Source organism: Streptomyces sp. SID8352 (genome assembly GCF_009862265.1).
In the GTDB taxonomy this organism is placed as follows: Bacteria; Actinomycetota; Actinomycetes; order Streptomycetales; family Streptomycetaceae; genus Streptomyces.
The window spans coordinates 154,997-175,719 of record NZ_WWGX01000044.1; the positions used below are offsets into that span (position 1 = coordinate 154,997).

Here is a 20,723-nt window from a genome sequence, read left to right on the forward strand (position 1 = left end):
CCGCCCGGTGGCCGGGTTCGCCTCTGTTCGCTCCATCGGGTGGCATATGCCAGGGGCATTACCCGGAGCTCCGGCCCCTCACGCCCGGAGCCCCCGCTTCCGGTGGGAAACGGGGGCTCCGGGGAGGTGCGGCGGCGGGTCAGAAGCGGCGCGTGATGAGCGCCCGCTTCACCTCCGCGATCGCCTTGGTGACCTCGATGCCGCGCGGGCAGGCGTCCGTGCAGTTGAAGGTCGTGCGGCAGCGCCAGACGCCGTCGCGGTCGTTCAGGATCTCCAGCCGCTGCTCCCCGGCCTCGTCGCGCGAGTCGAAGATGAAGCGGTGGGCGTTGACGATCGCGGCCGGGCCGAAGTACTGGCCGTCGTTCCAGAACACCGGGCAGGAGGAGGTGCAGGCTGCGCAGAGGATGCACTTCGTCGTGTCGTCGAAGCGCTCGCGGTCCTCGGCCGACTGGAGCCGCTCACGCGTCGGCTCGTTGGTGTCCTTCGTGATCAGGAAGGGCATCACGTCCCGGTACGCCTGGAAGAACGGCTCCATGTCCACGACCAGGTCCTTGAGGACCGTCAGGCCCTTGATGGGCTCGACCGTGATGGGCTTCTCGGGGTTGACGTCCTTGAGCAGCGTCTTGCAGGCCAGCCGGTTCTTGCCGTTGATCCGCATGGCGTCCGAACCGCAGATCCCGTGGGCGCAGGAGCGGCGGAAGGTCAGCGTGCCGTCCAGCTCCCACTTGATCTTGTGGAGGGCGTCCAGGACGCGCTCCTTGGGGTCCATCTCCAGCTGGAAGTCCTGCCAGACGGCCTCCGCCGAGACCTCCGGGTTGAAGCGCCGGACGCGGACCGTGAGGGTGATGTTGGGGGAGTCGGCGAAGCCGGGCTCGGGGGCCGCTGCCGCCTTGTCCATAACGGGGGTAGCCATCAGTACTTACGCTCCATCGGCTGGTAGCGGGTCTGGACGACCGGCTTGTAGTCGAGCCGGATGGACTCGGTGCCGTCGTCTCCCACCTCGCGGTACGCCATGGTGTGGCGCATGAAGTTGACGTCGTCGCGGTCGGGGTAGTCCTCGCGGTAGTGACCGCCGCGGGACTCCTTGCGGGCGAGCGCGGAGACGGCCATGACCTCGGCCAGGTCGAGCAGGTTGCCCAGCTCGACGGCCTCCAGCAGGTCGGTGTTGAACCGCCGGCCCTTGTCCTGGATCGCCACGTTCCGGTAGCGGGCGCGCAGCTCGGCGATCTTCTCGACGGCCGTCTTGATGGTCTGCTCGGTGCGGAACACCATGACGTTGGCGTCCATGGTCTCCTGCAGCTCCCGGCGGATGGTGGCCACCCGCTCGGTGCCGGTCGAGGAGAGCAGCCGCTCGATCTGGTCGACGACCAGGGACTCCGGGTCCTCCGGCAGCTCGACGAAGTCCGCCTTCTGGGCGTACTCGGCGGCGGCGATGCCGGCCCGGCGGCCGAAGACGTTGATGTCGAGGAGCGAGTTGGTGCCCAGGCGGTTGGCGCCGTGCACCGACACGCAGGCCACCTCGCCGGCCGCGTACAGGCCCGGGACGACGGTGGTGTTGTCCGCCAGGACCTCACCCTCGACGTTGGTCGGGATGCCGCCCATCGCGTAGTGCGCCGTCGGCTGGATCGGGATCGGGTCGGTGTACGGCTCGATGCCCAGGTACGTCCGCGCGAACTCGGTGATGTCGGGCAGCTTGGCGTCGAGCTGCTCCGGCGGGAGGTGCGTGAGGTCCAGGTAGACGTGGTCCCCCTCGGGACCGCAGCCGCGGCCCTCGCGGATCTCCGTGTAGATGGAGCGGGAGACGACGTCGCGGGAGGCGAGGTCCTTCATGACCGGCGCGTACTTCTCCATGAAGCGCTCGCCGTCCTTGTTGCGGAGGATGCCGCCCTCACCGCGGGCGCCCTCCGTCAGCAGGATGCCCATGCGCCAGATGCCCGTCGGGTGGAACTGGAAGAACTCCATGTCCTCCAGCGGCAGCCCGCGCCGGTACACGGCCGCCTGCCCGTCGCCGGTCAGGGTGTGCGCGTTGGAGGTCACCTTGAAGAACTTGCCGGTGCCGCCGGAGGCGTAGATGACGGACTTCGCCTGGAAGACGTGCAGCTCGCCGGTGGCCAGGTCGTAGGCGACCACGCCGGCCGACCGCTTGACGCCGTCGACCTCGGTGATGAGCTGGTCCAGGACGTAGTACTCGTTGAAGAACTCCACGCCCTCCTTGACGCAGTTCTGGTACAGCGTCTGGAGGATCATGTGGCCGGTGCGGTCGGCCGCGTAGCAGGACCGGCGGACCGGGGCCTCGCCGTGGTTGCGGGAGTGGCCGCCGAAGCGGCGCTGGTCGATGGTGCCGTCCGGCGTCCGGTTGAACGGCAGGCCCATCTTCTCCAGGTCGAGGACCGAGTCGATGGCCTCCTTCGCCAGGATCTCGGCGGCGTCCTGGTCGACCAGGTAGTCGCCGCCCTTGATCGTGTCGAAGGTGTGCCACTCCCAGTTGTCCTCCTCCACGTTGGCGAGCGCGGCGGCCATGCCGCCCTGCGCCGCGCCCGTGTGGGAGCGGGTGGGGTAGAGCTTCGTCAGGACGGCCGTGCGGCTGCGCTTGGTCGCCTCGATGGCGGCCCGCATACCGGCGCCACCGGCGCCGACGATGACGGTGTCGTACTTGTGTACCTTCATGATTCTCGCAGCCCCGTGCCTAGCGGATGTTCGGGTCGAAGGTGAAGATCACCAGCGAGCCCAGCAGGATGGTGAACACCGTGGCGGTGTAGAGCAGGCCCTTCAGCCAGAGGCGGGTGTTCGCGCGCTCCGCGTAGTCGTTGATGACCGTGCGCAGGCCGTTGCCGCCGTGCAGCATCGCGAGCCAGAGCATCAGCAGGTCCCAGACCTGCCAGAACGGCGAGGCCCAGCGGCCCGCCACGAAGGCGAAGCCGATCTTGGACACGCCGCCGTCCAGCACGAGCTGGATCAGCAGGTGGCCGATGACCAGGACGATCAGCACCACGCCGGACAGGCGCATGAAGAGCCAGCCGTACAGCTCGAAGTTGCCCCGGGTCGACTTGGGGGTCTTCTTGGTGCGCTGGCGCGGTGCCTCGATGAGCGGCGCCGGGTCGTCGACCGTGTAGAGGGAGGCGCCCTCGACCGGGCCGATGCCGGAGGCGGTGTTCTCAGTGGTGGACATGTGCGTCAGCTCCCGAACAGTTCACGAGCGGCGTGGCCGAGGACGGGGTAGACGGCCCCGAGCATCAGCACGACCCAGAGCGCGACGACGGTCCAGAGCATCTGCTTCTGGTACCGGGCGCCCTTGACCCAGAAGTCGACGGCGATGACCCGCAGACCGTTGAGCGCGTGGAAGAGGACGGCGGCGACGAGGCCGTACTCCAGCAGCGCGACGATCGGCGACTTGTACGTGGCCACGACGTTGTCGTAGGCATCGGGGGAGACACGGACGAGCGCGGTGTCCAGCACGTGGACGAACAGGAAGAAGAAGATGAGGACGCCGGTGACTCGGTGAGCCACCCAGGACCACATTCCTTCCCGGCCGCGGTACAGCGTTCCAGCCGGCACGGAAATTTCCTCCGGGAGCGGGGGTCGGGGCCGCGCCGGCTTTCCTTGTCGGTCGGGCCCGGCCGGGTACGGTCCACCGGCCCCCAGCATGGTAGCGACGCCCGGACGCGGTGCTCACGGGGGGCCTGCCGATGTGATCGAACTTGCACACAAAGGAGCACCGGACGGGCTACTGATCGGCCGTCCGGGCGGGATTCCTCCTCATTTGCCGGATACGCGGCGCCGGGGGGAGGGGGCCGGGGGCCAGGGCGCCGGTCAGCCTGCCCCGGGCGAGCCGCCGCAGCTCCTCCGCCGCGACCGGCCGCTCATCGTCCGGATCGTTGGCCAATCGTGACCGGATGCCGGTGAGGGCGTGGTTCAGCGCCTCGCCCGTGCTCAGCCCGTCGAGGCAGATCACGAACGCGTGCCCGAACCGGCTCTCGTAGGCCGCCGTGCCCGCCCGCAGGGCCGTGTCGGCGGCGGCGTAGGTGTCCCGGGGCAGCGCGGGCAGTGCCTCCGCAGCCAGGGCCTCCGTCAGATCGGCGGGGGACAGGTCGTACGCCGCCTCGTCGGAGGCGGCCAGCAGCGAGGACAGGTCGGGGTAGGGGCGGTGGAGGGCCAGGCGGTGGGCCCAGCGCAGGCTGCTCAGGCAGGCGAGGAGGGTCCGGACGGCCTCGTCGGCCGGGGCGGCGTTGAAGCGCTCCAGGCCGGAGGCGGTGCCCGGGACGGCCCGGCTGCACGCCGGAACCGGTATGGCCACGCGGCCCGAGGGTTCGGGAAGGCGGTGCACGGAAGCGTGGGTCCTTGTGGGCGTCACGAGTGTCGGCAGGGGAAGGTGCGTGAGATGTGGCGTCACGTTATCGACCGAGGGCGAGAGGAAGCCGTCCAGAGTCCGAATTTCACCTGAACGGGAGAGTTTCGGAACATGTGGTGGACGCGCGATCGCCCCGGCGGCCCTAGGTTGGCCCTGTGAGCCAGCACGGAGAACCCGGCCGCGCGCGCCGGAACGGACACCGCCGCCCGGCGGACACCCGGCGCCGGGCCCTCGTGGCCGGCACCGCCTTCGCCGCGGTCGCCGCGCTCGGCGTGGGCGTCGGCCTCTGGGCCACCGACGACGACGGCGGCCCGTCCGGCCCCGCCGCCGGCACCCCCACCGGCGAGGCCGCCCCCTCCACCCCGCCGTCCCCCACCCGCAGCTACGCCCTCTCCGCGGCGCCGCGCACCATACCCGCCGTGCGCGAGCACACTCCGGCCCGCGGCCCCGGCTGGCGGCCCGGGAGCGGCCGGCGGGTCGTCGTGGCCGACGCCGCGCTCGCCGACGAGGGGCGCCTGGTCGCCGGGGAGCTGGGGCTGACGTACGCGGGGGAGAAGGACGACACCCGCGCCGGGGACCTGCGGCTGGAGGTGCGCCCGGAGAAGGGCGCCGACCCGGAGTCGTACACCCTGACCGTGCGGGACGGGCGGGTCACCGTCAGCGGTCCGGCCGAGGCCGGAGTCTTCTACGGCACCCGCACCCTCAAGCAGGCGGTGAGCGGCGGCGGCACCGCGCCCGAGGGCGTCGTCCGGGACGGCCCGGCGAAGGCCCGGCGCGGCTTCAGCCTCGACATCGCGCGCAAGCACTACAGCGCCGCCTGGATCAAGGACCGCGTGCGCGAACTCGGCGACCTGAAGTTCAACGAGCTGGGCCTGCACTTCTCCGACGACCAGGCCTTCCGCATCGAGTCCGCCTCGCACCCCGAGATCGTCTCCGACGACCACCTGACGAGGGCCGAGGTCACGGAGATCACCGACCTCGCCGCCTCCCGGCACATCACCGTGGTCCCCGAGATCGACTCGCCGGGCCATCTCGGCGCCGTGCTCGCGGCCCACCCCGACCTCCAGCTCCGCAACGCCCGGGGGGTCGCGACCCGCGGCGCCATCGACATCTCGAAGCCGGAGGCCGCCCGGATCGTCGACGACCTGCTGAACGAGTACGCCGACCTCTTCCCCGGCTCCCGGTTCCACCTCGGCGCCGACGAGTACCAGGCGCTCGTGGTCCCCGATCCGCAGGCCTCCTACCCGCAGCTCGCCGCCGCCGCCCGCAAGGCCTACGGGCCCGGCGGCACCGTCGCGGACCTCACCACCGGCTGGCTCAACGGCCGCGCCCGGACCGTCCAGGCCCACCGGCGCGTCCCGCGCGCCTGGAACGACGGCTTCTTCAGGGACACCGCCGTCCAGCCGCTCAAGGAGATCGAGGTCGCCTACTGGACCGGCAAGGAGATCGGCGCCCGCCCGCCCACGGAGTACCTGAGCGCCGGGCGCACCGTCCTCAACTACAACGACGAGTTCCTCTACTACGTCCTCGGCGAGCCGCAGACCTTCGTCTACCCGACCGGTCAGCGCATCTACGAGCAGTGGACCCCGAGGGTGCTGCGCGGGACCGAGCCGGTACCCGCCGAGTACGACGACCGGATCATCGGCGGCGGGTTCGCGGTCTGGGGCGACCTGCCGAGGGCGCAGACCCAGGCGCAGGTGGCGGAGGGCATCCGGCTGCCGCTGGCGGCGACCGTGCAGAAGCTCTGGGACGCCGGCCGGCCCGAGCTGTCCTGGGCGGAGTTCCGGGCGCTGGCGGACCGGATCGCCTGATCCGGGGGGCGGGTCCGGGCGGTCCCGCGCGGATTGGCTCCGGGGGGCTGTGCACGCCCCGGTCCCTGTGGTGGTGTGTGCACCAACAGAACCGTTACGTCGGGGGAGGGCCGTCCCGAGCGGGCGCGCCGGAGGGGGAAACGGGACGGGACGGGCGGTGGTCCGACGGCCGGGACGGCGGTCCCGGGGCGAACGCCCGGCCGCTCACCCGGGTCGGCCGCTCACCCGGTCGGCCGTCCGGTCGCCCGGTCTTCCGGTCCGGTGGGGCCGGGAACCGCCGGTCCCCGCGCGCGACTCCCCACGGACGGGAACGGGCTCCGCGGCCACGAACTGCTGGAAGCGGTACGAACAGGGAGAGCTGATGAGCCTGGTGGAACTGATCGCGCGCGCCGACGCGCGGGGGCTGGCCGCGAGCGGACTGGCCTGCGTGGAGCGCTGCCTGCCGCTGCTGGGCGGTGACGACGCGCTGCTGCGGCCCCTCTGGGCGACGCTCTCCGACGGGGTCGACGAGGACACCGCCCGGCACGCCTGGGCGGAGGAACTGGAACGGGTGCGGGACGGGCTCGCCGGTGCCGGTGCCGGTGCCGGTGGGGGTGCCGGTGGCGCGGACGGGGGCGGCGCGGGCGGTGCCGGGGACCTGGAGGACGCCCTGGCGGGCGCCGGGGACCCGGGCGGGGTCGGCGACGCCGACGACGCGGTGGCGCTGGTCCGGCGGATGCTGGACGCGGCCCCCGTCGAGCGCACGGAGGCCGGGCTGCGCGAGTGGGCCGGGGTGTGCTCGGCGGCCTCGCTGGGCGTCCACCGCCTGCTGGACCCCGGCCAGGGCGCCGGGACTCAGGACGCGCTCCCGCTGGTCGACGCGGAGCTGCGCCGCCAGACCGCGGTGCTGGAACTCCTGGCGGGCCACGGCGCCGCCGGTCTGCGCGGGGCGCTGGAGGTCGCGACGGAGGGGCGCCGGGTGCTCCGGGCGGTCCTCTCCCGCCGCGACCGCACGAGGGCCTGACGGTCCCGCCGGGCGGCCTGCACCCGGCGGGGTGTCCCGTCAGCCGGGGCCCCACGACCCGGTACCCGCCGCCCGGTACCCGCCGCTTCCGGGCGGGTCGGCTCCCCGGGTGGCCGGGGCGACCGGCGTGGGAGCGCCGACCGGGCACCTGGGTGTGAGGAAGCCTCCGGGAGGGCCCGTGGGTGGCCCCGCATCGCCCGGCTGCTCCTCCGGCACGGCGGTGGCCGCCCGCCGTTCGCGCCCGGCGGGCGGCGCGTGATCCCCGGGGTCCGCTGCCGTCCCGGCCGGTGGTGTGCCGTGGCTTCGGCGGATCGGCCGCCGCACGGTCCGTTCCCGTAACGCGCCGCTGCTGTGGGGGAGTCGGCCACTGTTGACGCCGGGCGGGTGGCCCGGGACCTTCGGTGTACCGGCGCCGTCCGTGTCCGTCAACGTGCGGTCGCCGCACGGGTGTGGCCCCTCCGTCAACATGCCGTCGCCGCAAGGGGGGTGACCCGGACGGCTGCCCGGTGAGCGGTGTGCTGTGGTGCCGCTCCCGCGTGGCGACGGTCCCCGGGGCCCGGCCGCGCCGCCGCGCCGTCGCCCGGCGCCGTCCGCGCTCCGCGCGGGTGCCGGCCGTTCCGGGGGGTCCCGCCCGCCGACGGGACCGGTCACCGCTGCCGGCCGCGCCCGACGGGACGGCGCCCCCCGCACCGGCCGTCCGTCGGCAACCGTTCCGGCGTCCACCCGGCCCCGTCCCATTCCCCGGCCGCCCGGAATCCGGCACGCCCCGCCCCGGTCATTCGCCGGTGTTTCGTTTGTCGGCCTCCGGACGTTCGCTTTGCGGGTAGTCCGTTCCGCGGGCCCTGCCTACTTTGTGGGAACGGTGTTTCGAGCCCTACCGCCCACGTCGTGGTAGCAGCGCACAACAGGAGTCGATATGAGCGCCAAGACCGCCCCCGGACTGTCGTACGAAGAACTCGTCGAGGCCCGTCGTGCCAGTGGTGTCGCCATGTTCAACGACAACAAGATGAAGCTGGGCATCTTCGGTTCCAACTGCAGCCACGGACTGATGGCGACGCACGCCGAGTCGTCCTACGAACTCACCTGGCAGCACACCCAGGAGATCGCCCGCATCGCGGACCGGCTCGGTTTCGAGGCCATGCTCCCCGTCGCCCGGTACCGGGGAATGGGCGGCGAGACCAACTTCAACGGCTCGAACTACGAGGCCCACACCTGGGCCGCCGGAATCGCCCAGGCGACCGAGAACATCATGGTGTTCGCCACCACCCACGTGCCGACCAAGCACCCCATCGTCGCGGCGAAGGAATCCGTCACCGTCGACCACATCTCCAACGGCCGGTTCGGTCTCAACATGACCATGGGCTGGTACAAGGCGGAAATGGAGATGTTCGGCGGAACGCAGCGCGAGCACGACGCCCGCTACCGCTACGGTTCCGAGTGGATCACCATCGCCAAGCGCATGTGGACCGAGGGCGAGGGCGTCGACTTCAACGGCGAGTTCTTCGAGATCAAGGACGCCTTCTCCGACCCCAAGCCGATCCAGCAGCCCTACCCGGTGCTGGTGAACGCGGGTAACTCGCCCGCCGGACTGGAATTCTGCGCGCGCGAGTGCGACTTCAACTTCATCGCCTTCGCCGATCCGGCCGAGGCGGGCGAGACCGCGGCCCGGGTGCGTTCCATCGCCCACGCGCAGAACCGCGATCTGGGAATCCTCAGCTACGGCAACATCATCTGCCGCGACACCGAGAAGGAGACCAAGGCGCTCCTCGACCACATCCTCGAAAAGGGCGACTGGGAGGTGGCCAAGGCGGTCTCCGGCGGCCTCGGTTCCGAGAGCGGTTCCTTCGACAAGGTCAAGGCGCTCCAGGAGCGGTTCATCCTCGGTTACGGCGGATACCCCCTGATCGGCACGCCCGAGCAGATCGTCGAACAGCTCGTGGAACTCTCCCGGGTGGGAATCGACGGAATGATGGTCGGCTTCCTCGACTACGTGGAGGAACTGGAGTACTTCGGCGAGCGCATTCTCCCCCTGATGAAGGAAGCGGGCCTGCGGGACTGACCCGGGAAAGGACCAGGGAGGTCGGAAAATGACGCAGTCTCTCGGTGTGAACGCACGGGACTACAAGGCCGTGCTGGGCCACTTCTGCACCGGGGTCACCGTGGTGACGTCGAGGGAGGGCGGGGAACCGGTCGGATTCACCTGCCAGTCGTTCTCGGCCCTCTCCCTGGACCCCGCCCTGGTCCTGGTGAGCGTGCAGAAGACCTCGACCACCTGGCCGAGGATCCGGAAGTCGGGGCTGTTCGCGGTCAGCGTGCTGGCCGCCGACCAGCAGGCGGTCGGGAACCGCTTCGCCCGCTCGGGCACCGACAAGTTCGCCGGCGTCCCATGGCGGCCGTCCCCGGCCGGGCTCCCGCTCATCGACGGTGCCCTGGCCTGGGTCGAGTGCGCCGTCGTCGACGAGATCGACGCAGGCGACCACACCATCGTGGTGGCCTCGGTCACCGGCCTGGACACGGGCGCGGCGGGCGAGCCACTGCTGTTCTTCCGGGGCCGGTACCTGGAACCCGAAATGAGAGGAGCGGTGACGGGATGAAACTCGCGATCGTCTACGGAAGTCCCACACCGCCGGGGAAGCTGGCCCGCGCGCTGGACCTGGCCGAGGCCGCCGTCCGCGAGCGCCACCCCGGCTGGAGCACGGAGCGGATCGCGCCGCGCACGTCGGTCGGCCCGGTGGTGGCCACCTGGGACGACGAGGCGGTGGAGCGGATCGGCGCCGCCGACGCCGTCGTCCTGGCCTCGCCGGTCTACCGGGGCTCGATCACGGGCACCCTGAAGCTCCTGATCGACATGCTGCCCAACGAGGCGCTGCGGTCCAAGCCGACGGGGGTGCTCACCGTCGCCGCCGCGCCGCAGCACTTCCTCTCGGCCGAGCGCCACCTCCGCGACGTCCTCGCCTGGTTCGGCGCGCTCACCGCGCCGAACAGCGCCTTCTTCGTGGACACGGCGTTCCGCACGCCCGACGTGGACCCCGCGGTCCTCGCGGAACTCGCGGAGTTCACCGATCAGCTGGTGACCCTCGCCGAGTCCCTGGGCGGACGGGGCTTCGGCCCCGACCCCCTGACGGTCCGCTTCTCGGCGTCCCGCGCCTGACCGGCGACCGCCCCCAGCCAACGCAGACTTGAGAAGGAAGATCGCCGTGACCAGTATCGCCGCGGAACACACCTCCACCGGCGGGGAGCCGGGGCCCGCCCGCAACCTCATCGGAGGGGAGTGGCTCACCTCCGCCACCACGGGCGTCTCGGTCTCGCCCGCCGACGGCCGGGTGCTCGGCACCTACTACGAGGCGGACGAGGCCCAGGTACGGGAGGCCATCGAGGTCGCCCGGGAGACCTTCGCCACGCACGCCTGGCGGACCGACCGCCAGCTGCGCGCCCGGGTGCTCAACGAGATGGCCGACCGCGTGGAGGCCGCCACCGACGAACTCGCCGGGATGCTCGCCCGGGAGAACGGGAAGATCCTCCCCGAGGCCCACTTCGAGCTGAGCCTGACGCCGTCGAAGCTGCGGTACTACGCCGCCCAGGCGCTCACCGGCTCCGGCTCCGGCGACCGGGCGCGCCCCGGCGTCTACTCCATCCTGCTGTCCGAACCGGTGGGCGTGGTCGGCGTCATCGTCCCCTGGAACTCGCCGGTGGTGCTGTCCGTGCGGTCCTTCGCGCCCGCGCTGGCCGCCGGCTGCACCGTGGTGATGAAGATGGCCGCGCAGACCGCCCTGGTGAACACCCGGCTCGCCGAACTCCTCGCGGACTGCCCCTCGCTCCCGGCCGGTGTGCTCAGCGTGTTCAACGAGTCCGGCAGCGCGGGCGCCAAGCTGCTGGTCTCCTCCCCGGACGTGGCCGCGCTGAGCTACACCGGAAGCACCGACGTGGGCCGCCGGATCATGGCCGACGCCGCGCCGACACTCAAGCGGCTGTCGCTGGAGCTGGGCGGGAAGACCCCGATGATCGTGTTCGAGGACGCCGACCTCGACGCGGCCGTCGGGACCATCGTCGCCGGGATCACGACCTTCACCGGCCAGTTCTGCATGACCGGCAGCAGGGTCCTCGTCCAGGAGTCGGTGGCCGACGAGGTGCGGTCGCGGCTCGCCGAGGCCCTGGGCCGGGTCCGGGTCGGACCGGGCGATGCCGAGGGCTCGCAGATGGGCCCGCTGATCGACCAGGCGTCCCGGGACCGGCTGGAGAACCTGATCGCCGAGTCGCTCGGCGACGCCGAGGTCATCGTGCCCGGCGGCCGCCCCGAGGAGGGGGAGCTGTCCGCGGGCGCCTACTACCGCCCGGCGCTGTTCGGCGTGCGGGACACCGACTCGCCGCTGGTGCAGAAGGAACTGTTCGGTCCCGTCGCCACGTTCGAGACCTTCGGCACGGAGGAGGAGGCGGTGCGCAGGGCCAACGCCACCCAGTACGGCCTCGCGGCCTCCGTGTGGACGGCCGACGGGGCCCGGGGGCTGCGCATGGCCGACGCGCTGGACGCGGGCACCGTGTGGACCAACGGCTGGGCCGTGGTGCTCGACCAGTTCGAGGAGGGCGGCTACAAGCAGAGCGGTCTCGGCCGGCTGAACGGCAACCGGGCCCTTGAGGAGTTCCAGGAGTACAAGCACATCGTCCAGGTGGTGTGAGGACGGTGGTGCGGGGGGCGGGGCCGTGTCCGATCCGGGCGCGGCCCTGCCGCCGTGTGCGCGGTCCCGCCGCGGTGAGGCGGCCCGGGGGAGGAAGGGGAGGCCGGTCGCGGGCGGCCCGGTGAGGAACGGGGGAGATCGGGCGTGGGCGGCCCGCGGGAGAAACGGGGGAGACCGGGCGTGGGCGGCCCGCGGGAGGAACGGCGGAGAACGGCCGCGGGCGGGAAGCGCGCTCCGGGATTCGGTGCTCCGGGGCGGCTCCTCAGACCCCCTTGGTCCTGCGCAGGGTCTCCGACGGCGACTCGCCGTAGACCGACTTGTACAGCGAGGAGAACCGCCCCAGGTTGAAGAAGCCGTGTGCGGAGGCCGCCTCGGTGACCGTGGTCCCGTCCGCCCGCGGGTACAGCAGCGCGTCGCGGACCGCGCGGAGCCGGATGTCGCGCAGGTACTGCGAGGGGGTGCGGCCCAGGTCGTGGAGGAAGCGCAGTTGCAGGGTCCGGGCGCTGACCCCGATCGCGGCGGCGACGTCGGCCGGGGTCGGGAGGTCGTCCGCGTGGTCGTGGATGAAGTCGAGGGCGCTCTTGACCGTGCCCGCCCTCGGGGCCCCGCTCTCGTCGAGCCGCCGCAGGAGTTCCTGGTGCGGTCCGTCGGCGGCGGTGAGGAGGCTGGTCAGCAGCATGGACTCGAGCTGGCGGCGGGATTGCCCGTTGCGCGCGAGCACCCCGTCCTCGTCCCACTCGGTCCGGACGAAGTCGATGCAGCGCAGCAGGCCCTTGCCCGCCGGGGACTCCAGGTCCACCACGAGGTCGAAGTCGATGGGGCCGTGCACCCGCGTGCGGGTCAGGGCGGCGAGGTGGTCCTCCAGGTCGGCCCGGGGGACCTTGAGGGCGAACTGCGCGGCGTCCGGTGCCCAGGCGATCGTCTGGGCGCGGTGGGGCAGCAGGATCGCCGCCTCGGCCATGCCCCGGGTCCTCCCCCGGTCGCCGTTCTCGCGGGTGACGAGGCTGCTGCCGGTGAGCGTGACGTTGATGTGGTACCAGTGCTCGCTGGCAGGGAGGGTGATGTGGGCCTCGGTGCCGTAGGTCAGGTAGCCGAGGGTCACGCCGCCGAGCTGGACGGCGTTGAGGCGGGCGTCGAGGGGGCCGCCGCCGACGGGGCTCAGGGTGTGCGGCTCGTAGACCTCGGCCACGACCTGCTGGGCGAGGTCCGCGTCGTCGGTGCGGAGCCGGCCGTGCTGGCGCAGCGGTTCGGCGGATGATGTCGAGAAGGACCTGGTCATCGGAGGACTCCCCGGGCAGACGGTCGTCCGGCGAGCGGACTCGTGAATCACTCCCCCACGCGGTCGGTCACGAAGTGCGACGGGAGATTAACCGCAATCGATGGAAATGTCACCACCTCTCACTACTGGATGCTACTGGCCGCCGCCGGATACGCGGCGGGTCGTGCCGCCCGGCCGCCCAGCTCCCGGCGGGCCTCCTCGCAGGTGCGCAGGAGCCGCGCGGCCAGCTCCTCCACGCCGACGGCCAGGGCGCGGACCGTGGGCAGGGCGATGGCCAGCGCCGCGTGGTGGCCGTCGACGACGCCGAGCGAGGCGCCGATGGCCGTCACCCCCGGTTCGCTCTCGTCCAGGTTGGTGCCGTAGCCCCGGCCCCGGACCGCCGCCAGTTCGTCGTGGAGCGCGGCCGTCCCGCCGGTCCGTCCGCCGGGTGCGGCGGGCGGTCCGCCGGGGTGCAGCGCGTCCACCGCTTCCCGCTCCAGGTCGGCGAGCATCGCCTTGCCGCCGGAGGTGCGGTGCGCGGGCAGCCGCAGGCCCACCCGCAGCCCCACCCGCAGCGACCGCGCGCCCTCGATCCCGTCGAGGAACAGCACGTCGGAGCCGGTGCGCACCATCAGGTGCACCGTCTCGTCCACGGCCCCGTAGAGGCTGCCGAGATGGGGGCGCACCCGCTCGGGCAGCGGGGGAGCGCCCGAGGTGCCCAGGGGAAGCAGCCGGGGCCCCGCCCGGTACAGCCGGTTCTCGCCCCGCACGGCGAAGCCCCGGTGGAGCAGCGTGGACAGCAGCCGGTGCGCCGTGGACGGCACGACCCCCAGCTCCCGCCCGGCCTCGGTGACACTGAGCTGCCCGCGCTCGGCGAGCAGGGTCAGCAGCACCAGCGCGCGGTCCACCGCTTCGATGTGGTTGGGGTTCTTGTTCTGCTCCACAGAATGGAGCGTATGCAGCTTTTCCGTCGTACGCAAAGATTCGTGTACGCGGAAACGTCCGGACGGGGGCGCGGGGCGGCGGCGGACATCTCCGGGGAGGGCGCCGCCACGCAGGCTCCCGGGGAGGCGCTCCGGCGGACGGCACCCCGGCCGGCCGGTCCCGGAGGAGGGGGAACGGGGGCGAACGGGGGCTGGGGGGAGGGGGCGAGAGAAGGTGCGACGGCCGGGGCCGCCACCCCTGGCTGGGACGGCCGCTAGAAAGCCCTTTGATCAGGCATTTTAGTGACCATAGTGGAGGCTCTAGGCTGCTGGTTGGATCGGTCTCCATCTGGGCGTTTCTGCCTGTTCCTGACTGCTGTTGGCCACGCGTTGGCCACGGCGGCAGACCTTCAAGTCGACCCCGAGGGCCGTCGCGCCAATGAGCTCATACGGGCAGAGCGTGTAGGTCACCTCGGGTGCCAGTCGCGTACACGACACCGTCGCTGATCGTGGGGAACCCTTGACGGTCTGGACTCAAAAGGAGGTCGTAGGAGCGGACCTTTCGACCTGTCAGCAGGTTCCACCTGACCAGCTTCGCGGCGCGGTCGGCTGTGAACAGAGTGCCACCTTCAACAGTCGGTCGACTGAGAAGGCGGCCGTCGGTCTTCTTCTCCCAGAGCACGGTCCCAGTATTAGTGTCTAGAGCTACAAGCCGGTTTTCCATGTCACCGAAGAGCAGCACCTCGTCGGTGGCGACTGGAGTCGATGCTAGGAGCGCTTTAGTATCGAACCACCAAAGCGGTCGTCCGTTCTCAGGGTTCACTGCCACGATTCGCTGACACGAGAGAGATTTCTCCGGCTGCAAGGCCATGTAGATTCCGTTGTCCGTGGCGGCCCAATCCGGAGATAGCGGGGCCTCGGCCTGATAGGACCAGGCCACCCTCCCGTCAGTGACAGCCACCATGCGATCTCCGCTAAAGCTCGCTGTCGCGCCGGTAATTGGGGATACCATAGCCGTGAACAGCGCACATTTGGCAGCCGTCTGCGGTGGGGAAGTGACGGTAAGCCCGTCTGTGGTAACCGACCAGAGGAGTCTAAGCGTCGACGGGACAAAGGCGTGCAGGGTGCCGTCCTGAGCAGTTGCGTACAGCACGTCCTGCGAAACGCCTAGCAACCCGTCGCGGATTGCGACTGGGTGTGACGCTCGGTGCTTCCCGGTCCGAAGGTCAGTCATTTGCAAGTAACTGCCCTTGCCGGGGAAGTAAGCCGCGCCCCCATATAGGGCAGGGTTACCTGGGTACCACATCTTGATCAGGGGCAACCGCTGTCGGGATTCGAGGTCGATCGCATGCAGCTTGTATGGCTCGTGCACCACAAGCGCGCCGGCGGACAGGATGGGCTGGCGAGCAGGTCCGAGGGCTGCTCGGGCTTGCCATGACTCAGACCTTCGCTGTGCTTGGGAACCGGCAGACGTGCGAGTCCGGCTGCCCGTACGGTCTGGTAGCGATGCCCGCGGCTTTTGTTGTTTTCGCACTTTGGCGAGCGCGATGTCGTACTGCATCTCGCCGCCCATGCGAGGGGTTTGAGCGGCCCCCTCCCGGTGGAGACGCTCGCAGGTATATCGGTAGAGCTCCTGAAGGGTGACTACACCGTCGCCGTTGAGATCGGCAGCGCCGGTGGAAATACCTTCGATGAGCACCCCGGTTAAGAGAGATGGTGCAGGTGTCTCGGCGTCGTAATGCTCCCCTTCCCAGGCTCTCTGTGACCTTGTACCAGCGGTGATGACGACACGGCCCTGCCCGGCCAGGGCCTCCTCGAATCTTGCCGATTCGTCGCCCTTAGCCCCTGAGAGGAAGAGGCCGCTGTAGCAGCAGTCGAGGATCACGACGATGCTTCGAGCGCGGCATTCGTCCATGACCTCGTGGATAAATGCCGCAGAGATCGTTGTATAGGTGGGTCGGCCAGGATCCGTCTGGCGGATGGCAAAGTAAAGCTTGTCGTTGCGACTTACGATCCCGTGACCAGAGAGGTATAGGAGACGTACGTCGTCGCCCCAAGCGTTGAGGAAGAACTCTCCGATTGCCCGTTCCAACGCGGCGCGGTCGGCATCAATGAGTGTCTGTACCTCGAATGCGCCGATCTTTGGGTCACGCAGCAAGGTGGCGAGGCGAGTGCAGTCCACCTCGGGTGAACGTAGCGCTGGTAGTTCTGGGTGATCGTATGTCCCTGTACCGATGAGCAGAGCCCCGCGGTTTCCGTTGCCGATCGGCTGAGCGGTCATAGTGTCAGGACTGCTCGGCGGAGCGCTCTTCGGAGTGGCCATCGCCTGGAACCTCGCGGTGAGCGAGGAAAATATCGATCAAACGAGTCCGCTCGGCAGCCGAGGTATCACTCAACTCGATCACGTGGCCTTCCAACTCCACCTTGATGCCGCGCACAGGTCGGTTCTTCAACCATGTGTTGGCGAGCAGGAGAACCTGACGCAGAGCAAGGGAAGCGGCCGTAACGACAACCGATCCAGGAGCGAGCAGCTCGCCGCTCTTTTCCCCCTTCGAGATCTGATCCGTAGAGTGCCCGGCTCGTACGTCCAGTACGTCCAACTCCTGGATTGAGCGTCGCAGCTGGCCTCCAAGGCGCAGCAGCTCGTCATCGTCTGTGTCGGCAAGCCCCAGAAGTTCCAGTCGTACGGTCTGCTGCATCGTCCCACCCCGGTGTCTGCGCTCTCGTCGCGTGAAAGTTTAGGGAGGGAGCTGGTTGGGTTGAGATGAAAGCTAGATAGTGGCCTCGATTGATCACTTACCAGCCGAGTTGCATCTGAATTGGAATGCCGTCCGTGATCTCGGGCTGGGCGGTTGGCCTGACCTCTACCGGAACTCCCAGTTGTGCGGCGATGGGGGTGTACAGGTCGGTGGTGATCTCCGGTGTTCTCAAGGAGATCAGGAGGGCGTAGCTGACAGGCAGGCCGATCCTGTCCTTGCGTTTATTTGCCTTCCACCAGCCGCCGACAGGGTAGACCGCGAGCATGCCGCAGTCGGCGAGTTCGACCGCCGACCCGCGCCAGATGTCGGCGTGCAGCGAGCCGAGGTTGCGGGCTCGGGGGCCGACCAGCCACCTGCTGTTGGACTCGAACGCCTTGGGGTTGCCAAGGCCGTCGCTGTCGTGTTCGGCCTGTTCGGCCAGTCGCCTCTGGAAAGAGTCGCTGGATTCGGTGGAGCCCTTGATGGCGAAGCGCAGGCCGTGGGATGCGTAGCTGTAGCGGCCGAGCATGCCGCGTCGGCCGGGGTTGGGCTCGATCATGTAGGCGAGCGTCACACGCAGGTCTACGGTGGTCTCGGCCAGGTCACGCAGTTGCTCCAGGGGCCAGGGCAGCTCGTGCAACTTGAGCTCAGCCAGGCGAACTTGACCGCCCTTGGCCTTGTACGGCACCAGGGTGTTCTGGATGATCATCGTGACGGCGTTCGAGGCGCTGCTGCGGATGCGTTCGGCGGTGGGCATGCCCCATCCGTACCGGCGGATTACCTGTCGCATCATGTCGCCCCTGCCCAGTTTGGGGGCGCCGGTCTTCTTGAACAGGCCCTTTTCTTCCATGGCAGGGGTCCACTGGGCTTCGTGCACGAGAAGGGCGCGAACAGTCTCCGGCCGCAGCCCGGGGTAGGTGCTCATCGCCGTGGCGGCGAGCGCAGCCGCCTGGGCCGTGGCAGCGCTCGTGGCGTTCGTCCAGGTCAGCTGACGCGCCGGGTCGTGGTGGGTGGTCGCCACGCTTACCAGATCGTGTGCGTCCAGGAAGCTGTCGTCAGGGGCGACGAGCATGTTCCCGCCCTCCAGAACGATGTCGGGCTTGGCGATGGAGCCACTCGTCAGTGCCACCGAGGTCCGGCTGAACGGGGACAGGGAACCGGGAACGGCCAGCGGACGAAATCCGCGGAACAGGGCGGAATCGGGGACGGCGTCCATATGCGTGCACGCCCCGACGGTGAGTACGTTGTGCGCCTGGGCGGGTTCTTCGATGCGCGACAGATCGGACAGAAGCAGCGGATCCAGCAGGCCGTCGTCGCGGCGCATCTGGTGGGGCACGGCACCGCGGATATTGCCGGCGCTGACGATGATCAGGCGTGACGCTTCAGAATCGGGCGCTCCGATCAGCTCGATCCGATCATCCCGGACGGCGACGTCCGTGCCTGCTGCCAGGGCGTCCAGGGTGGCCGACCACAGGGTCGCTGTGCCGTCTACGCCGTTCTCCCCTTTCCCGGACTCCCGGGTGACGGCCATCGAAAAGACCCGTCCAGACGGTGCGGGGCCTCCGTTGCCGATTTCAGCCGTCGCGACTGCGTTCGCAGTGGTCTCCGCGCAGGTGCGTGGGGACGCGTCGGGTGTGTGAGCGTCGTTGAGGATCTTCACAGATTCAAGGCCGTGACCGAGGACGACGGGACCTTGTGCTTCAAGGGCTGCGGCGAAGTCCCCGAAAAGGGCGAGCCCGGCCATCTGGGTGCCGTGCCCGATGCGGTCGGCCGGCGTGCTGCCAGGAAGCACGCTGTAGGCGCGCTCGTGCAACGCGGGCTTCAGCAGGGCGTGCTCCTGAGCTATCCCCGTGTCCAGGATGCATACCACCGGGGCTTCTGGGGCGGCCGGTTCGATGCGCGCGGCGAGATCCTTGACGAGGTCGACGCGGAATTCGCGGTCGACGGCGTAGAGGCCCTCGGCGAAGGTAGGGCTACGGATCTCGGTAGGGCAGGCGTTCGTGGCCAACAGGAACGCCAGCTCGTTGCCGGTCGTCGCGACGTGGGCCACCAGGCGTTCCCCGACATGGATAGCCCGCTCACTGACCCGCCAGTGACGCTCTTCGGCCAGCGCACGCAAAGTAGTGACCGCCGCCGGCGAGATTCGCGGATCGAACCACAACTCCCACCACCGCTCATCGTCCAGCGGCGGCATTCCCTGCCGCTCCTGCCAGAGGTGCTCCAGCAGAGCCCGTTGGACCTGTTCCATATTGGCCACCAGCACGGCCTGTTTAGGGTTACCGCGGGTGGTGTCGTCCGTGAAGTCGGCGATCCGCTGGCTGAACGAGGCGACTTTATCGAAAGGGATCCAGACCAGCGCGTCCTGCTGAGTGTTCTCGGTCTGCGGGTGGCTGCTCATGAGTGTCAGGCCGGATGCGTCCAGGCGCTCCAAACTCAGAGGGTGATCGCGAGCGGCCTCGATACGCACCGCGAAACCGTCAGGCTGACGATCCTCGGGCGTCTGCTGCACGAGCTGGACTGCCTCAAGGCGGGCCGTCTCCAGCCCATCCATCAATGCGTCTGCGTGCCCCTGCCGGTTCGTGTGCTGAACCAGGTCCGGACCGCTCCCGCCGGGAGCCTCGGAGCGCGGCGTGAGGGTAGCGGCCTCCCAGGGCACGATCAGGTGCGGACTGAGCCGTGCGGAAGAGTCGGGCTCAGGCATGGTGGGAGGCGTGCCGCTCGCTCAGGGCTTCCAGCAGCAGCTGCTCGTCCACCACGTCCCGGTCAGCCAGGATGGCTCGTTTGGCCGCTGCTTCCGCCGCTTTGACCAGTTCGGCGTGACTCAGGCCCGATGCACGTTCTGTCACAAGGCCCCACCGTAGTGTGCTTGTGTCCATTCCGGCTAGACGTCGCTGCAGCACCTGTACTGCTTCCTCCCCGGTGGGAGGGCCGTAGGTGGCGATCATGTCGAAGCGGCGGAACAGAGCCTGGTCCAGAAGCTGGTGGTGGTTGGTGCCGGCCACCACGAGACTCTCGGAAGGTGCCTCATCCAGGAACAGCAGGAATGAGTTCAGGATCCTGCGGGCTTCGCCGACGTCGTTGCCTGCAGCCCGTTCGGCTCCCAGAGCGTCGAACTCATCGAACAGGTAGACCGCTCGGGTCTGGGCCACTGCGTCAAAGACCAGACGCAGCTTGGCTGCGGTCTCGCCCATGAATCGGCTGATCAGACCGTCCAGGCGAATGGTGAACAGGGGCAGCTTCAGTTCCCCTGCCAGTGCCGCTGCCGTCATGCTCTTGCCCGTTCCAGGCGGCCCGGACAGCAAAATGCGGTGCACCGGGGTGAAGCCGAACCGCTCCAACCGTGCACGCTGCCGCTGTTCGTGCAGCACGCGATCCAGCGAAGCACGCAGTCCGGCGTCCAGAGTCATGTCGTCGAGCTGAGTGTCCGGGTAACCTGCCGTCAGGAGACTGGTCAGCTCACCGCGGGGCTGCACCACGGGGGTAGCGGCACGCCGGGTGTCCGGCTTGCCCTGCCTCTGTTGGGCGGCCTCGACCAGCTCACGCAGCTCTACGGCGAACTTTCCCTGCCCCTGACGGGCAGACTTAGCCGCGACTTGCAGGGCGACGCTGTAGAAGAGGTCGTCGTTGGCTTCGGAGTGTGCCCGCACGAGGGCTTTCAGGTGGTCGGCGTTAGCTGCCATACGCCTGTCACCCTTCCGGTACGGACTGCCTGTAGTAGACGTGTACCCAATCCAGTGGGCACCCGCGCCTGCATCGTACGGCCCTCGGCATCCGTGTGCCGGGACGAGAGATAGATGTGGCAGCCTTGGCAATGGCTTTGGCGCCTTGCGGCTTACGCGGTGCAGCGCTGTCATCTGCGAAGTTCAGGCGGGGGCCTGCAATCCGTGCTGTGCTGCGCTGCGAGCGGCGGCGGATCGTGTGATCGCTGGCTGCGTTGGTCACGCGTTGGCCATGTGAAGCCACTTTCGC

The 20,723-nt window shown here is 69.7% G+C and carries 17 protein-coding genes; 6 read left to right on the forward strand and 11 right to left on the reverse strand.

The window, feature by feature from the left end; translation table 11 throughout:
* Nucleotides 1-139: 139 nt before the first annotated feature.
* The 5 genes from GTY84_RS16830 to GTY84_RS16850 all read right to left on the reverse strand — a co-directional run bounded on the left by GTY84_RS16830 (nucleotide 140) and on the right by GTY84_RS16850 (nucleotide 4,294).
* Nucleotides 140-913: a succinate dehydrogenase iron-sulfur subunit gene (locus GTY84_RS16830; RefSeq protein ID WP_161227087.1), complete on the reverse strand. Its 774-nt coding sequence runs from the start codon at nucleotides 911-913 to the stop codon at nucleotides 140-142.
* Nucleotides 913-2,667, reverse strand: coding sequence for a succinate dehydrogenase flavoprotein subunit (sdhA, locus tag GTY84_RS16835; RefSeq protein ID WP_161227088.1), 1,755 nt, complete (start codon nucleotides 2,665-2,667; stop codon nucleotides 913-915). Before sdhA ends, GTY84_RS16830 begins: the two co-directional genes overlap by 1 nt.
* A 19-nt stretch (nucleotides 2,668-2,686) precedes the next feature.
* Nucleotides 2,687-3,169 (reverse strand): succinate dehydrogenase hydrophobic membrane anchor subunit, encoded by a 483-nt coding sequence (locus tag GTY84_RS16840; RefSeq protein WP_161227089.1) that lies wholly within the window; start codon nucleotides 3,167-3,169, stop codon nucleotides 2,687-2,689.
* 5 nt (nucleotides 3,170-3,174) lie between these two features.
* Nucleotides 3,175-3,555: a succinate dehydrogenase, cytochrome b556 subunit gene (gene sdhC, locus GTY84_RS16845; protein ID WP_161227090.1), complete on the reverse strand. Its 381-nt coding sequence runs from the start codon at nucleotides 3,553-3,555 to the stop codon at nucleotides 3,175-3,177.
* Between the two features lie 169 nt (nucleotides 3,556-3,724).
* Nucleotides 3,725-4,294 carry a 2-oxo-4-hydroxy-4-carboxy-5-ureidoimidazoline decarboxylase gene (locus GTY84_RS16850; protein ID WP_345943461.1) on the reverse strand — a complete coding sequence of 190 codons (570 nt, stop codon included), beginning with the start codon at nucleotides 4,292-4,294 and terminating at the stop codon, nucleotides 3,725-3,727.
* A gap of 287 nt (nucleotides 4,295-4,581) precedes the next feature.
* On the opposite strand from GTY84_RS16850, the gene GTY84_RS16855 reads away from it, so the two are divergent.
* The 6 genes from GTY84_RS16855 to GTY84_RS16880 all read left to right on the forward strand — a co-directional run bounded on the left by GTY84_RS16855 (nucleotide 4,582) and on the right by GTY84_RS16880 (nucleotide 11,835).
* Complete coding sequence (locus GTY84_RS16855; protein WP_161227117.1) at nucleotides 4,582-6,159, forward strand: glycoside hydrolase family 20 protein; 1,578 nt, start codon at nucleotides 4,582-4,584, stop codon at nucleotides 6,157-6,159.
* A 361-nt stretch (nucleotides 6,160-6,520) separates the two neighbouring features.
* Nucleotides 6,521-7,162 carry a hypothetical protein gene (locus GTY84_RS16860; RefSeq protein ID WP_161227091.1) on the forward strand — a complete coding sequence of 214 codons (642 nt, stop codon included), beginning with the start codon at nucleotides 6,521-6,523 and terminating at the stop codon, nucleotides 7,160-7,162.
* 916 nt (nucleotides 7,163-8,078) lie between these two features.
* Nucleotides 8,079-9,221, forward strand: coding sequence for an LLM class flavin-dependent oxidoreductase (locus GTY84_RS16865; protein WP_161227092.1), 1,143 nt, complete (start codon nucleotides 8,079-8,081; stop codon nucleotides 9,219-9,221).
* A 28-nt stretch (nucleotides 9,222-9,249) separates the two neighbouring features.
* Nucleotides 9,250-9,756, forward strand: a complete 507-nt coding sequence (locus GTY84_RS16870) for a flavin reductase family protein (protein ID WP_161227093.1) — start codon at nucleotides 9,250-9,252, stop codon at nucleotides 9,754-9,756.
* Complete coding sequence (locus GTY84_RS16875) at nucleotides 9,753-10,313, forward strand: NAD(P)H-dependent oxidoreductase (RefSeq protein ID WP_161227094.1); 561 nt, start codon at nucleotides 9,753-9,755, stop codon at nucleotides 10,311-10,313. The genes GTY84_RS16870 and GTY84_RS16875 overlap by 4 nt, the downstream gene beginning before the upstream one ends.
* A gap of 46 nt (nucleotides 10,314-10,359) precedes the next feature.
* Nucleotides 10,360-11,835: an aldehyde dehydrogenase family protein gene (locus GTY84_RS16880; protein ID WP_345943462.1), complete on the forward strand. Its 1,476-nt coding sequence runs from the start codon at nucleotides 10,360-10,362 to the stop codon at nucleotides 11,833-11,835.
* 262 nt (nucleotides 11,836-12,097) lie between these two features.
* On the opposite strand, the gene GTY84_RS16885 is transcribed toward GTY84_RS16880, so the two are convergent.
* The 6 genes from GTY84_RS16885 to GTY84_RS16910 form a co-directional block, all read right to left on the reverse strand.
* Entirely contained in the window at nucleotides 12,098-13,114 is a 1,017-nt protein-coding gene (locus tag GTY84_RS16885; protein WP_161227095.1) for an AraC family transcriptional regulator, read from the reverse strand.
* A gap of 122 nt (nucleotides 13,115-13,236) precedes the next feature.
* On the reverse strand, nucleotides 13,237-14,037 hold the full coding sequence (locus GTY84_RS16890) for an IclR family transcriptional regulator (RefSeq protein WP_202551233.1): 801 nt from the start codon (nucleotides 14,035-14,037) through the stop codon (nucleotides 13,237-13,239).
* Between the two features lie 424 nt (nucleotides 14,038-14,461).
* Complete coding sequence (locus GTY84_RS16895) at nucleotides 14,462-16,339, reverse strand: PQQ-binding-like beta-propeller repeat protein (RefSeq protein WP_345943463.1); 1,878 nt, start codon at nucleotides 16,337-16,339, stop codon at nucleotides 14,462-14,464.
* Nucleotides 16,302-16,715: a hypothetical protein gene (locus GTY84_RS16900; RefSeq protein ID WP_161227096.1), complete on the reverse strand. Its 414-nt coding sequence runs from the start codon at nucleotides 16,713-16,715 to the stop codon at nucleotides 16,302-16,304. Before GTY84_RS16900 ends, GTY84_RS16895 begins: the two co-directional genes overlap by 38 nt.
* Nucleotides 16,716-16,812: 97 nt before the next feature.
* A complete protein-coding gene (locus tag GTY84_RS16905; RefSeq protein ID WP_161227097.1) occupies nucleotides 16,813-19,455 on the reverse strand; it encodes a S8 family peptidase in 2,643 nt (880 codons plus the stop codon).
* Complete coding sequence (locus GTY84_RS16910) at nucleotides 19,448-20,434, reverse strand: ATP-binding protein (protein ID WP_161227098.1); 987 nt, start codon at nucleotides 20,432-20,434, stop codon at nucleotides 19,448-19,450. The genes GTY84_RS16905 and GTY84_RS16910 overlap by 8 nt, the downstream gene beginning before the upstream one ends.
* Between the last annotated feature and the right edge of the window lie 289 nt (nucleotides 20,435-20,723).

Excerpts from the sequence above, each read along its gene's own strand:
- GTY84_RS16830 (WP_161227087.1), bottom strand. The coding sequence starts at position 913 with ATGGCTACCCCCGTTATGGACAAGGCGGCAGCGGCCCCCGAGCCCGGC.
- sdhA (WP_161227088.1), bottom strand. The coding sequence starts at position 2,667 with ATGAAGGTACACAAGTACGACACCGTCATCGTCGGCGCCGGTGGCGCC.
- GTY84_RS16840 (WP_161227089.1), bottom strand. The coding sequence starts at position 3,169 with ATGTCCACCACTGAGAACACCGCCTCCGGCATCGGCCCGGTCGAGGGC.
- GTY84_RS16860 (WP_161227091.1), top strand. The coding sequence starts at position 6,521 with ATGAGCCTGGTGGAACTGATCGCGCGCGCCGACGCGCGGGGGCTGGCC.
- GTY84_RS16865 (WP_161227092.1), top strand. The coding sequence starts at position 8,079 with ATGAGCGCCAAGACCGCCCCCGGACTGTCGTACGAAGAACTCGTCGAG.
- GTY84_RS16870 (WP_161227093.1), top strand. The coding sequence starts at position 9,250 with ATGACGCAGTCTCTCGGTGTGAACGCACGGGACTACAAGGCCGTGCTG.
- GTY84_RS16875 (WP_161227094.1), top strand. The coding sequence starts at position 9,753 with ATGAAACTCGCGATCGTCTACGGAAGTCCCACACCGCCGGGGAAGCTG.
- GTY84_RS16885 (WP_161227095.1), bottom strand. The coding sequence starts at position 13,114 with ATGACCAGGTCCTTCTCGACATCATCCGCCGAACCGCTGCGCCAGCAC.
- GTY84_RS16895 (WP_345943463.1), bottom strand. The coding sequence starts at position 16,339 with ATGGCCACTCCGAAGAGCGCTCCGCCGAGCAGTCCTGACACTATGACC.
- GTY84_RS16900 (WP_161227096.1), bottom strand. The coding sequence starts at position 16,715 with ATGCAGCAGACCGTACGACTGGAACTTCTGGGGCTTGCCGACACAGAC.
- GTY84_RS16905 (WP_161227097.1), bottom strand. The coding sequence starts at position 19,455 with ATGCCTGAGCCCGACTCTTCCGCACGGCTCAGTCCGCACCTGATCGTG.
- GTY84_RS16910 (WP_161227098.1), bottom strand. The coding sequence starts at position 20,434 with ATGGCAGCTAACGCCGACCACCTGAAAGCCCTCGTGCGGGCACACTCC.